Origin of the sequence: Megasphaera stantonii, assembly GCF_025567065.1 — a bacterium.
Lineage (GTDB): Bacteria > Bacillota > Negativicutes > Veillonellales > Megasphaeraceae > Megasphaera > Megasphaera stantonii.
The window spans coordinates 1-12,547 of the sequence record NZ_JAOQKD010000024.1; the positions used below are offsets into that span (position 1 = coordinate 1).

Sequence of the window (12,547 nt, forward strand, 5' to 3'; positions counted from 1 at the left end):
CTCCTTTCAGAATGGTGTGTCGCGACTTCATTCTACCAGAGTTCTGCAAGCCATGTCTCTTTTTATTTTTGCGAAACTTATTGTACCTTATCCCAGGATGGGCAACGGTATGTAATGAATTATTGGAAACGAGCAAAGCAAAAGCGACCAACTTTTTACGGTTGATCGCCTTTGGCTTAGTCATTTTCATTTTAATAGAATGCTCGCATTAAAATTAAAGTTTCTACCGGCATCGGTATAAACATCAACTTTATCACCCTTATGAGATTCTATGGTTGCAAGCAACTGAGATGAAATCTTTTTCTTCCCGGCTAAACTTAGAACATCATCATAAACATCAAAAGTTTTACAGCAGTTAATATCATAAATAAAAACCTTCACTTCCAATACGGTACCAAGATATTCTCCACCAGTAACATATGTTCCATTTCCTCCGGGATAATTATCATATTTATATTGGTCATAGCCCTTTACCCCTTGTTTTATGTAGGTTGCTCGACTTTGATATTTTTCGATTTCAACAATTCGTCCTTTCATAGTTTTCATGTAGTACCTCCCTAACAATTATCGGTATCGGAGTGGTAGCGACCTGTACCGTTACACCTCCTACAACTCGAATATCGGCGTTCGTAATCATTATCTGCTAAATAGTGATTATCGTTGATTCTGTAACCTTTTCCGCCACACTCCGGACAAACATCTCTATCATCTTTGTCTGTTTGCACTTTCACATCTTTTTTTGCTTTCTTCTTTTTCAGCCATCCCAATAGTTTCATTTTCCGCTGTCTCCTTTTCTTAAAACGGTGTGCCATAAAGTCTGATTTTTTGCTCAATGGCTGTTCGATGAGCTTTGTAATACTCCGATAAGAAAGTATCCTTTATCTTTTTTATGTCTTCTAACTTAAATCTATTTAGTCCATTTTCAATACAAGCAAATACATGGTCTTTTACTTTTAATTCATCATCAAGAGACTCATAAAGAGTAGACCCTATCATATAATCAAGATTTTTTATATTGACTTGGTCAAACTCACAATTTCTGATAAGGTAAAATGTTTCGTTGATTGTTTCCTCGGTTTCCATTGGAGCACCTATAATAAAATTACCCACGGTAAATATGCCAATAGAATTAGCATATTGAATAATGCTCGGCACTTTCTTTATATTGATGTTTTTTCTGTAAAATTGCAGTATTTCACTGTTTCCGCTTTCAATGCCGAAACTGATAATTCGTATATTACATTTCTTTGCTAAGTCCAAAAATTCTTCATCAATGTTTGCCCAACTACTAATAAAGAATCGGAGGTCTTCATGCAAATTTGCCTGCATGATTTTTCTTAGCAATTTCTTCGCCCTGGAAAGATTAAACGTAAAATTCTCATCTGTAATCCACACATTTCTGTACCCGTTTTCCTTAATGACCTTCAACTCGTCCAGTACATATTCGTCTGAATGGGTAACATAACAATGTTGCCAACCTTTTCTTTGGCAGAATATACAAGTGTTTTCACACCCCTTAGATGTCTGCAAAAGAGTGTTCCTTTCGTTGTCCTTATAGTATGGAATGGGTAAGAGCATACTTCTGTCGATATACGGAAGTTCATCATATGCCTCTACATGAGGAATGATACTGTTTTTCTCATACTGATTGACGAAATCAATGATGTTGTTAATTTCGTTATCGGTTACTGTTTGCTTTGCATTGCCAAAATCTTTCTTGGTGATATAGCAATAGTTTCCGTAAGCGATTGTGTGAGTATATTGATTTAACATATCAATGATTTCTGCGGCGTGTAAAATGTTTTGGGAACGCTTCAATGCATAAGAGTCACATTCAACAAGAGCAATATCAACATCTTCTCTACGCACATGTTCTATAAGTTCATGCTCATCAAAAGTCTCACATGAATAATCCTTAATACCTACTTGATGGTATTTAGACAAGATCGTAGCGATCAAAAGCATTTCATAAGAAAAACCAAATCTTGGTTTCTTAGCTTTATCTGGCTTCGGATAAATTACAAGAACATTCATAGCCTATACCTCCAAGTATTTTTCGGCTTGAGTCAATGCAAATAATCCCCATGAAGCACCATCCTCAATTTCGTGATATGCCCATATTCCGCTTTTCAATTGCGTTCTGCACAGATATTCATATCCTCGTTTAATGGTTTCTCTGTAAGCATCATCTTGCATACTGATTAAAGCGACCAACGCAACGGCTGTACAATAAACATTTTCCCCAACAGGATGATTGAGCCATGGAGCAAACCCTCCACTTACTTCCTGCTGCTTGCATAACCATGTAACCGTCTCATGAATAAGTTTATCATTTGTCGTAGGTTTATAATTATTTTGGTTAAATGCTAAAATCGAATATGCCGCTTTATAGGTCAAAGAACTTAACTCCGAACTCCATGTCTTCTCCAGCCATTCCAAGTTTTTCTCCGTTGCAATCTCCGGCAATAAATAAAGTGCAAGACCTGTTACGGGGATTCGGTGCATATCTCGCTTGCTTCTCCCAAATCCTTCTTCATCACCATTACCTGACACGAGCCACTTTATTGCTCTCTTGCGTTCCGTCTCATATTGAGGATAGAACTCCAAGAATTTAATGTTCCATAAGGTATCTGTATTACCAATAAATCCACCGTCGTCTTTTTGAGACGCAAGGCATTTATCGATAATTTTTGAGGGAATATCGTGTGGAGAAAGCCCCGACATAAGAAGTAAAGCACAGGTTTTTGTGATGCGGCGAATTTCGATATTCTTTCTGAACATCTCATTACACATATTCAATAGCGACATTGTCGCTCTATTTTCGTATTTTGACATTATTTAGTCCTCCGATTTTACTCTTGGAAAAAAGCGTGTATCACGAATTTGGTCTGCGCCAATAATCCATCGCACAAGTCTATCAATTCCTAATCCGAAGCCACATCGATCTGTCTTGATTTTTTTTACAGAATCAACATACCATTGAATTGGCTCCACCTTTGCAAGGCGTATTTTATTTTGAAGCAGTTCAACATCATTGGTTCGTTCGCAACCTTCACATAGTTCTCCATATGTTTCCGGCAGTAAAATATTCATTGTGATGCTTTTTCCGTTTCCTATATTTTTAGAAGTCCATGTAGCAAACCTGGTAGGGTAATCGACGATTATTACAATCTCCTTTAGTTGCTTCGACACTAAATAATCTACATCACTAATATCTGTGCGTTCATCGTAATCATCCCCGGATAGGTTCGATACAAAGTCATCGTATGTCATAATGTGAGGAGTAAGTTCATCTTTTAACTTCATTATCCTTGCGGTCAGCTCGGACAATGATTTTATGGAGGAAGATTCCAACAGTTGATCCAAAACAAATTCCAAATAGGATTGAATCAGTTGTATCATATCATCCATGGTGCAATTCAACATCTCCACCTCCAGGATGTCAAATTCTACCAAATGATTCAAGGTGTCACTTTCGTCACGGAAGCATTTCGATATAGTAAATACCTTGTTAAATTCAGAGGCATACATACCCATAAACAATGCATTGCTGGACGACAATGAATACTTTCCATTATACAGAGGAATATAAATCTCCGATTTCTTGTTTGCGATTGCCTCATGGAGAACAGGTGGTTCAACAAAAATAAAATCTCTATCGAAAAAGAATTTACTTGTCAACCTTTCTATTTCGCTCCTCACAAGAACAGCTTGCCTTTTTGTTTCTGTTATCGACCAGTAATATGCATTGTCTGTATTCACATCTATTCTCCGTTTCTCACCCAGTTAATTATTCTGGGAGCATCTGGGTTTTCAGCTATGTAGCCGTTTTTACTTAACATATTTATCATTTTATGATTAGATGCATTTGTTTTCGCCATATTTTTATGAAAAGCACGATGATAATGACTTATCAATTTAGTGGCTACACCTTTGCCACGACATTCCGGAAGAACAAGTATTTCTTCCAATAAAGAATAACCTTCCGGACGTCCACTTTCACGCAAAAATCCGACAACTTTATTTTCATACACAGCAACATAGCAATGCCTTTCACTTCTGACGATTTGTCTAATCAGTGACGCTTTATTGCCATAAGCTAAGAATTTTTGGTCTTCGCTGTTTATCGAATTAAACATATCCATGACAGATTCAACATCTGCCTTTTTTGCTCGGCGAACATAGATATCGTTTTTCAACCCCAGCAATCTTTCTATATTTTCGTGAAAGATTAGCTCACTCTGCTCACGGCTTAAGTTTTTCTTGAGGGCATTGAGTTCATCGGTATATCTATATTTTTCGCCCAAACAATTTTTTCCAAATGGATAATCTGAAGCGTAAATCACTCTGTCATATCCAAGAATTTCACATACATTGATTATCGACTGCAAATCACCGACGGTAGATAAGTCCATATACACATTAGGATATTTCTTAAGTGCTAATGCATTATCAATCGTTTGCTCACCGGTATATAGGTGTCCTCTCCCCATATGAGCCAGAATGATATTGAGGTTAGGTGCGTATTTTAATATTTGTTCGACCTGCTTAACCTTATTTGCAAATTTCGCATGAATAATAATAGGGATGTTAGCATCTTCTATTTGTTGAAGTTCCTTCTTAATATTTTTTATATCTACTTCCTCATAAAGAAGATGTAATTTTACCCCTCGGAAGCCTTTCTCGATATTTTCTTCCAAATGTTCATCTATTCTGCAAAAGGGGATTAGTCTATCTGAATGTTTTTGATAGGCTTCAAAAACATAGCTGTTTGCTTTTACAGTATTAAAGTCCTTGTGTGGAATGGGCAAAATTATAGCCATATCAACATCACTGGCATCCATCAGTTCGATGATCTCGTCGTATGTGGAACAGAGGTCGTACTGAAACTCGCTATTTTCGTTGTCGCAAAAGGACTGTAAACCTATATGCATATGTGCATCAATAATTCTCATTTCTTTGCCTCCTCCATGCACAAGAAGGGGGACTCTTTATGCAAGAGTGCCCCCTTCTCATTACGGTTTAGTTGCAATTGCAATTTGTGCAACCGAAGCACCAATTACCTTCACTAAAGTTTTCCCAAACATCCTTAGTGAAAAGCATTTCGTCTTCTTCCAGAATGATAGGTGCAGAATACTCTTTCATGGTCAAACCTCCTTCAAAATGTTTTTATCGACAGCAGTCTGAATCATCAAAGAACAGTCTGCAATCAATCGTTCCTTATCAACCGCATACTCTTTTTTTACAATCGCAATCATTTCCTCGACCGTAGATGCATCTCTAAACGAGTCCAAAATAAGATAAGAAACTTCGTTTAGACGATACTGATTACCGTTCTCAATATTTAGCGCCCAGCACTTGCTGTCAATTTTTCTTAATACAATTTCTTCTTTGAGCTGAAACTTTTTCGTTAAATCCAACATTGAATGTCCTCCCCCATATAATCACCTGTAGTTGCATAAGCAATCGCTCTGCATCCACCGCAGCGCTCAACATTAACGCACCCGTGGCATTTTCCCTTCAAATTGTTTTTGTCTCTTATTTGCCACAGAATATCGCTGTCATACCAAATTTTAAATAGTCCATCTTCGAGAATGTTTCCAATAGGAATTTCCAGGCGTCTACACGGTAATACAGTTCCATCCCAAAGGATAGCTAATGAAGTCAGTCCGACTGGACAAAAACCGCCTATCTTTTCATTGCCGGTGCAGTCCAGATGTGCTGTGTTGATCCACAAAGGACGCAAGCGTCTTACAGTGAGTTTGGAGTTTATTTCATTCGCACGCACTGTAATTCCTTCGTAAATGGACTTGATTTCTTCCTTGCTTAGAATGTCGTCCAAACTACTGTGTCCACAAGGAGTGACTCTCTCGACTGTTACCGCATTTACATTGCACTGCTCTGCAAAATCAATAATCTGCAAAGCATATTCCTTGTTCTGACGCATCAAGGTAAACATAAAGGAAACCTCGATATTATTAGCTTGCAGTTTCTTAATTGTTTCCAAAACCTTTCGGAATGTTCCTTTTCCTCTAACTCCGTCATGAATTTCTTCAATCGGACCATCCAGCGAGATTTGAATCTGATGTAGTTTTTTGGACTGAACCAGAGCTGCAATATGTTTGTCTGTTATGCAGGTTCCGTTTGTTAGAATATCAAACTGTTTAATTTCGTCTGATTTTTCCAAAAAGTCAACCAATGTAAGTATATGTGGGCTTAAAAAAGGCTCTCCTCCTGTCAGAGATATTCTGCCCAACATATTCCATTTTCTTAAAGCAGTTGTGATTTGGTTCCCAATTTGTAATAATTTATCCAATGGTAAGTCTTCGTAATGATAGCCTTCTTGATAGCAATGAGCACATCTCAAGTTACAGCTATTCATAAAATGCCATTGAAAATAGAATTCTTCTTTCTTCATATTTTCTACTTGCTCCATTCGTGTATTTTGATTACGACACTTTCAGAAAAACCTATGTTTTTAACAAAAGTATTGTTATACAATCCGCTTTGAAGAAGTATCTCTGCCGTCTTTTCCCTTAAAGAGAAGAAGGATACCATTGAAATTATGATAGACCTTGTAAGTTTTTTCTCTTTATGTTCCATGTTTATAACTGATTGTCGAGAGACACCTATTATTTTGGAAAAATCTTCTTGCGTTAGGTTTAATGCATTTCTTAATTGAGGGAGAGTGTCACACATCAAATCTATGCACTCCATAATTCCATCGTTATCCATACTCTACCTCCAATTTAATATTAGTATAACACGCGAAATGTAAAAAGTAAATACATTTCATGTGATTTGATGCCGACGATTTGTAAATATTCTGTGAATTTGCACTTAAACCCATCTGAGACTGTTGATTTTATCCTCATAATTCCTCTGCAATAATTGAATGTATTTTGTGTCCTTTGTAAGTTCACATCCAAAGCAACGGGGTTAAACCCGTTGCTTTGACCGTAGCCTTTGTCTATCAGCTTTCCGGCTTACTCTGGAAGCCGTTCTTTTTGGCGTACTCACTGGCATTCTTTCTGCGTTCCTCGGTGTAGGGGACAGTCAGACGGATGGATAAACGCCGCTTGTCAATCTCAAAGGACATGCAACCGATGTCAGCATCATCCTCGGTCATACGGCAGAGGTCGGGGTGTTTCTCCGAAAAGGCAGTCAAGCGGTTCTTTAGGTCGGTGTTGTGGGTGCGGATATAAACAATCTTTATGCTTTTGTCAAAGGAAATATCCGTGGTCTTTTGCTCCTTTGGCACTCCTGTTCGCATAATGGCTCTTTTCTGCTCAAGTGTAACGAAGTAGGGCTTTTTGGGGGTCTTTTTTCGGCTCATGAGCTGCGAAAAACAGCGATTTTCAAATAGAAATTGCTCCGGCGATACATTCTTCGTCCGGAGCACTGAACTGCCCCAATTTGTACGGACAGTACAAAAACACCCTATGGTAGATAAAATCAGGTTTTAAGCAACATACTGACTTCGCTTTTCAAGTGGAGTCAGTTTTGTTTTAAGCTGAATTCGTTCATTGTTGTAGAAATGGATGTATTCACCTATGAGGAGGCGCGCCTCCTCATAGGTGTTGAGTTTGGCACGGTAAATGCACTCTGTTTTAAGGATCGAAAAGAAATTTTCAGCTAAAGCATTGTCATACGGATTTCCCCGTCTTGACATAGATGGCGTTATGCTGTATGATTGAGTTAGCTTAAAATACTGATGCGATGTGTATTGAAAGCCTTGGTCACTGTGGAGTTGCAGTTCTGCGGTGACCTTCTCTTTTTTCTTAGCCGCGCGAATGTTGCTTAAAACAAGTTCTACATTCTGCTCTGTTCCGGTCTTGTAGGATACTATGCTGTTGTCAAATAAATCTCGAATGATTGACAAATACAATACGCCTTGCGCCGTCTTTATATACGAAATGTCCGTAACCCATTTTTGATTTGGTCTTTCTGCTTTGAAATCTCTGTTCAGCAGATTGGGGTATCTATGCAGATGTTCTCCATAATTGCGGTATTTCTTTCTTCTGACCACGGACAGAAGATTGTATTTCTGCATTACCCGCAATATTGTCTTTGGATTGTAGTGTATTTCTTTCCGTTCCAGCCATATATGCACTCTACGGTATCCATAGGTCTTGCCACACTTTGCCTGACATTCCTGTATTAGCTTGGCTAATTGCAAATCTTTTGCCGGAATGTCCATCCTTTTTATATAGTCATAGTAGCCGCTTCGGGACACAGCAAAAAATTTACACATTTCACTTATTGAATATTTCTCTTTATGACGATAGATCACTAAATATTTTACGCTTGTTCTCACTTCCTTTCGGTGAGCGAGAGAAAATCCCGCATCAGCTCATTTTCCATTTCTAATCTCTTGATCTGTCTTTCTTTACTTGCAAGTTCGTATTGTAACTGCGCAAGCTTACCTAATTGCTGAATGGATGGTGGTAGTTCTGTTCCATCTTTTCTCGGTCTGCCTTTCGGCTTGATCGCTATTCCGGAAGCTAACTTGCGTTTGTTTCTATTATATCGCTTAAAAAATTCCTTTACCTGACTCTGTCTAAATCCTAATTGTTCTCCTATTTCTCGTTGCGTTAGTCCTTTTGCTTTGAGTTCTAATATTTCTTTTTCATATTGCTTCATATGTCTGTATTCTCGTGGCATAAAAATTCCCCCTTACGGTAGTTTCTTTTATTCTACCATAAGGGGGTGTGTTTTTCTATTGTCCGTTTTTACTGGACCTGTTCAATTTCCTACATAGGGGCTTTTTTGTACTGTCCGTACAAATTGGGGCAGTTCATACGCAGGGTCGGGAAATTCGTGTCGCTTAAAAGGTTGTATGCTCCCACTTTGGATATCTGCAAGGCTTTGGCAAGCTGCTTGGCATCCATCACATCGGGCATAGTTTCAAAGGGTTCTCTGGTCATAAAATCCTCCTTTCGGGCATCAAAAAAGCAGCCACGTTTTTCGTGACTGCCTTCATGAGCAAATTGTTATTTGGTGTGTTTATCCAAAAAACTGCCATACTCACCGGACACATAATCCTCATACGTACCGGCAATCTTTTCAATATGCTTGCTGACTGCGCTCGGTGTCTTGAAACCCACAGCGGCGGCAATGTCTTTGAGTGAGCTGCCCTCCATTCGCATCCGCAGGATTTGCTTATCCTGCTCCGTCAGCCTTCGCTCGAACTGTTCAATGCCAATCTTTTGCAGCACCTTTGTCTCAAACTCCGCTTCGGGGTTTGGAATGTCGAACAGCATTTCGCCGTCGATCATAGCGCCGGTTTCTGCGATTTCTTCGATAGAGAGGTGCTTGTGATTTCTGTCATGATACCACGAACGGTTAAAGTCCCGCTTGTGGACGCTGGAGCCACTGTAATCATCGGGATTGCGTTTTTTCCAGAACTCATCGATCATTGGCTGCCAGTTTTCCTCGGCAACGATCATGTCCGTGAGATTGCCGATCAAATTACTGAACTGCTGATAAGTGAGCCAGGGATGCTCGTCATCTCTGTCCATCAGAAACAGCCGTTGGAAGCTCCAATCCATTTCCGTCTCTAACTTCTTGCGGAAATGCTTGATGATTTCATAGGACAGCCGCCAAAGAGGAAAGTCACCGGAGTAATTCTTCCAATTACCGGGAACATCCTTGTATGTGCTGTCTTTATTCGGCACTTGGAAGAATTGCCACGCAGACCACGCAAAGCAGTCCCATACGAGCAGCAGGAACATATCGTTTTCAATGATTTTCATGCTGTCGGGATCGTCAAGCAACTCATAGATGTTTCTCGGCAAAGACAGCGCAGGGGGATATTTCTCGACAAGCTCTCTTGGCAGCGCATAGAACAGCGTCAGCCATGAAAGGTTACTCCCTTGGGGTATTTCGATAATGCCATCGGGTACGACGGCGAAGAAGCTGTAGCGCAGGCTCATGTGGTTTATCTCCCTTCGATTTATTTGCAACTGCGTTACGGATAGTGTAAGTTACCAACTTGGTAACTTGCCTTATCCGTAACAATTTTGCTGAAAGTGAAAAGTCTCATCTTCGGACTTTTCGTTACGTTTAACTAAGTGTGCTCTGAGACCATTTGATGTATCTGTAACGCCGTTTCTATTTTCGTTACGGTTATTGTAAGCGGTCATTTTGACCACTTACCGTATCCGTAACGCTTCCACGGTATGATTTCTGTCGGCAGGCATTGCAGCAGAACTTGGCATCTGACCGCTTCGGGGTAAAGGCATTACCGTAGGGCTGGCAAATGCGGTCTTTTCTCGCATACTTTCGCCGCCACTTCAATTCCTTTTGATAACCCCGATTGCCGCACAGGGAATACAGGCAGTATTTCTTAGTTTCAATGTTCGTATAAAACACCCTGCCGCAGCCCTTGCAATAGATCTTCCTCACTGGATGGTCCGGAAGTTCCCCGGCTATCTTCTTTTCGTACTTTTCTTTTAAGTAGTCTTGATTGTAATATTCCCAATCACCGTTAAAGCTCATATCGTGTCCTCCAAAGCAAAATTTAAGAGGGATTTTCATACCCCTCTATAACAGAGGGCACGAGAAGGCTCGTTTTTTCCAACTTCTCAAAAATTTTTTGAATTTTTTCAAATTTTTACGATTGACATCGGAATCGAACCGAAAGAAACGATATTATCATCATTATAAAGGAAAAATGTAAATAAATCTATTGTTTCCAGCGAAGGAAAAAAAGTGGTATCCGAACTGCCCATAATCTTTCATGAAAGCGTGATGATTAAAAGAAAATTTAGATAAATACTCCTCATCTATTAACGTATATATATCGTTCTTATTCTGCTTCATTCATCCGCATCCTCAATTTCGCTGCTGTCGTACTCTAACAAATCCTCAACTCGGCAGCCAAGTGCCTTGGAAAGAGCAAGAAGCGTACCTCCCGCAGCTTTATTGATGTCCTTGGCACGAATTTCATACTGCTGCAGGGTACGAAGATTGACACCAACCTTTTCTGCAAGCTCTCTCTGCGAATAACCGCTGATCTTACGCTGTGCCTGTAAGCGAGTTGGCGGGTTCTTTTTGCGTATCATACGATTGATGGTATCAACAAACTTCTTTTCGGATGCTTCGTGCAAAGTAGGATAGAGTTTTTCAATTTCCTGCATGGTAATATGCTTCTGTATTTCCTTAAAACTCCGTCCAGTGTACCATTGATAGTAAGCAAGAATCCAACCACACCAATATTGCGGCGAATAATCATAGTCAATCTGTGCTTGCGGAAAGTCTATGTCGGCGCCGGACTTTGTAAGCACATCCATCACAAGCTCTGTGCCCGATACACCGGATACATATTTAGGTACACCGGCGGCAAACTGTTCCGCATAGCCTGTGCCAATAAACAGGTTCAGAAAATCATCCATGTTCATTTGACAGCCATTTGCGGCGTAGTCCATAGCTTCGCCCAGGCACTTCATAGCATCATCAAGATACTGATTATCGTAAGCGTGGATCATCCGGCTGCACCTCCTCACGGATAATGTCTCTCATATACAGACCTTCCAAATCGTCTCGTTCAAGCTCTGCACGGAAAGCAGCCCTTGCTTCATCGTCGCGAGCTTTTCTTTTTGCGTAATACTCGGTATTATCTGCAATCTCATATGAAACAAACTGAATCTTTTCAAAAGCGGCAGGGCTTTTCAAAACAAACTGCTCACCGAGTTTACCGAGCCGCATAGCATAGGAAAGCTGAGTAAGTGAAATTTCGTTATTTACGAACGCTCTTGCAAAAGAAAAATAGGAATCGTCCGCACGATAGCCCACAACAGCGTCATAGGGCGACAGATCAATCAGAAAATGCTCTTTTAACCAATCCGCACCACGCTTCATAATAAGCGTGGACACACGGAACTTGCGATATTTCATCAGCAAAGCCAGCCAATGCAGAATGGTATATTCGTCAGAAGAAAGATTGAGAACCGAGAGACCGACAGTATTAATTTCATATTTGTTTGCGTATCCATCCATGTTTTCAGTACAAGCCCACTCTTTTGCAAGTTCCAAGTGCTCGGTGCAATAAAAGCCATTTCCGTAGTCATTATATGATTTGCCTTTTCCAAACACAGGTACTTGAATAATGTCAGGAGAACCATGATACAGGATTAGTTTGCTCATCTTTATTTCCTCCATACTTCCTCAGAGTTATCGTAACCACATTATACTTCTAAAGAAGTACTGAGTCAATATGTTCTTGAAAAAATTCATAAAGTATTTGCAATTTTATCAATCTACCCATAAATGCAAGAATGCCCATCCCGACAACATATTGCGGTCGAGATGGGCGAAATACAGTTAATCAAGTGGTTTATATTCTGTTACTGCTTTCAAATATGCTTCGGGGTCTCCGTTCAAGATAAGGTCTGCATACTCCAAGGGAGCGTTGTAAATCAGATAGTCCAGCTCTGACCGCTGATACATATTGTCGGCAACTTCGTTCTCCACGGCGATAGTATCAATCGCAATCATGCTGCCATCGGCGAATTTCAGTTCCACACAGCAGTTATCGAAATTATAT

General features: G+C 39.8%; 20 protein-coding genes. All 20 read right to left on the reverse strand.

The genetic code is table 11. The features are described from left to right. On the reverse strand, nt 1–190 hold a 190-nt coding region (locus tag OCV58_RS10410), incomplete at its 3' end, for a hypothetical protein (RefSeq protein WP_267312895.1). Continuing rightward, on the reverse strand, nt 187–546 hold the full coding sequence (locus OCV58_RS10415; RefSeq protein ID WP_154877798.1) for a hypothetical protein: 360 nt from the start codon (nt 544–546) through the stop codon (nt 187–189). The genes OCV58_RS10415 and OCV58_RS10410, both read right to left, overlap by 4 nt. A gap of 11 nt (nt 547–557) precedes the next feature. Continuing rightward, nucleotides 558–776 (reverse strand): hypothetical protein, encoded by a 219-nt coding sequence (locus tag OCV58_RS10420; RefSeq protein WP_154877799.1) that lies wholly within the window; start codon nt 774–776, stop codon nt 558–560. A 19-nt stretch (nt 777–795) separates the two neighbouring features. Further along, entirely contained in the window at nt 796–2,034 is a 1,239-nt protein-coding gene (locus tag OCV58_RS10425) for a B12-binding domain-containing radical SAM protein (RefSeq protein ID WP_154877800.1), read from the reverse strand. Nucleotides 2,035–2,037: 3 nt separating this feature from the next. Continuing rightward, entirely contained in the window at nt 2,038–2,835 is a 798-nt protein-coding gene (locus OCV58_RS10430) for a prenyltransferase/squalene oxidase repeat-containing protein (RefSeq protein WP_154877801.1), read from the reverse strand. 3 nt (nt 2,836–2,838) lie between these two features. Next, nucleotides 2,839–3,762, reverse strand: a complete 924-nt coding sequence (locus OCV58_RS10435) for an amino acid--tRNA ligase-related protein (protein ID WP_267312896.1) — start codon at nt 3,760–3,762, stop codon at nt 2,839–2,841. A 2-nt stretch (nt 3,763–3,764) separates the two neighbouring features. After that, nucleotides 3,765–4,955 carry a GNAT family N-acetyltransferase gene (locus OCV58_RS10440; protein WP_154877803.1) on the reverse strand — a complete coding sequence of 397 codons (1,191 nt, stop codon included), beginning with the start codon at nt 4,953–4,955 and terminating at the stop codon, nt 3,765–3,767. Nucleotides 4,956–5,022: 67 nt separating this feature from the next. Further along, complete coding sequence (locus tag OCV58_RS10445; protein ID WP_267312897.1) at nt 5,023–5,145, reverse strand: hypothetical protein; 123 nt, start codon at nt 5,143–5,145, stop codon at nt 5,023–5,025. A 2-nt stretch (nt 5,146–5,147) separates the two neighbouring features. Next, entirely contained in the window at nt 5,148–5,423 is a 276-nt protein-coding gene (locus tag OCV58_RS10450) for a PqqD family protein (protein ID WP_154877804.1), read from the reverse strand. Further along, a complete protein-coding gene (locus tag OCV58_RS10455) occupies nt 5,411–6,418 on the reverse strand; it encodes a radical SAM/SPASM domain-containing protein (protein WP_267312898.1) in 1,008 nt (335 codons plus the stop codon). Before OCV58_RS10455 ends, OCV58_RS10450 begins: the two co-directional genes overlap by 13 nt. Before the next feature lie 5 nt (nt 6,419–6,423). Then, entirely contained in the window at nt 6,424–6,735 is a 312-nt protein-coding gene (locus OCV58_RS10460) for a helix-turn-helix domain-containing protein (RefSeq protein ID WP_154877806.1), read from the reverse strand. A gap of 238 nt (nt 6,736–6,973) precedes the next feature. After that, nucleotides 6,974–7,402 (reverse strand): hypothetical protein, encoded by a 429-nt coding sequence (locus tag OCV58_RS10465; RefSeq protein WP_267312899.1) that lies wholly within the window; start codon nt 7,400–7,402, stop codon nt 6,974–6,976. Nucleotides 7,403–7,462: 60 nt separating this feature from the next. Beyond that, nucleotides 7,463–8,317 carry an IS3 family transposase gene (locus OCV58_RS10470; protein WP_154877807.1) on the reverse strand — a complete coding sequence of 285 codons (855 nt, stop codon included), beginning with the start codon at nt 8,315–8,317 and terminating at the stop codon, nt 7,463–7,465. After that, entirely contained in the window at nt 8,314–8,664 is a 351-nt protein-coding gene (locus tag OCV58_RS10475) for an imidazolonepropionase (protein WP_154877808.1), read from the reverse strand. The genes OCV58_RS10470 and OCV58_RS10475 overlap by 4 nt, the downstream gene beginning before the upstream one ends. 89 nt (nt 8,665–8,753) lie before the next feature. After that, nucleotides 8,754–8,927, reverse strand: coding sequence for a hypothetical protein (locus OCV58_RS10480; RefSeq protein ID WP_267312900.1), 174 nt, complete (start codon nt 8,925–8,927; stop codon nt 8,754–8,756). Between the two features lie 66 nt (nt 8,928–8,993). Continuing rightward, complete coding sequence (locus OCV58_RS10485; RefSeq protein WP_154877809.1) at nt 8,994–9,935, reverse strand: helix-turn-helix domain-containing protein; 942 nt, start codon at nt 9,933–9,935, stop codon at nt 8,994–8,996. Between the two features lie 193 nt (nt 9,936–10,128). Then, nucleotides 10,129–10,500 carry a hypothetical protein gene (locus OCV58_RS10490; protein WP_154877810.1) on the reverse strand — a complete coding sequence of 124 codons (372 nt, stop codon included), beginning with the start codon at nt 10,498–10,500 and terminating at the stop codon, nt 10,129–10,131. A 320-nt stretch (nt 10,501–10,820) separates the two neighbouring features. Continuing rightward, nucleotides 10,821–11,489 carry a helix-turn-helix domain-containing protein gene (locus OCV58_RS10495; protein WP_154877811.1) on the reverse strand — a complete coding sequence of 223 codons (669 nt, stop codon included), beginning with the start codon at nt 11,487–11,489 and terminating at the stop codon, nt 10,821–10,823. Beyond that, on the reverse strand, nt 11,470–12,147 hold the full coding sequence (locus OCV58_RS10500; protein WP_267312901.1) for a DUF3990 domain-containing protein: 678 nt from the start codon (nt 12,145–12,147) through the stop codon (nt 11,470–11,472). The genes OCV58_RS10495 and OCV58_RS10500 overlap by 20 nt, the downstream gene beginning before the upstream one ends. Before the next feature lie 177 nt (nt 12,148–12,324). Next, nucleotides 12,325–12,547 (reverse strand): DUF6061 family protein (locus OCV58_RS10505; protein ID WP_154877828.1); only part of this gene is annotated, 223 nt, incomplete at its 5' end.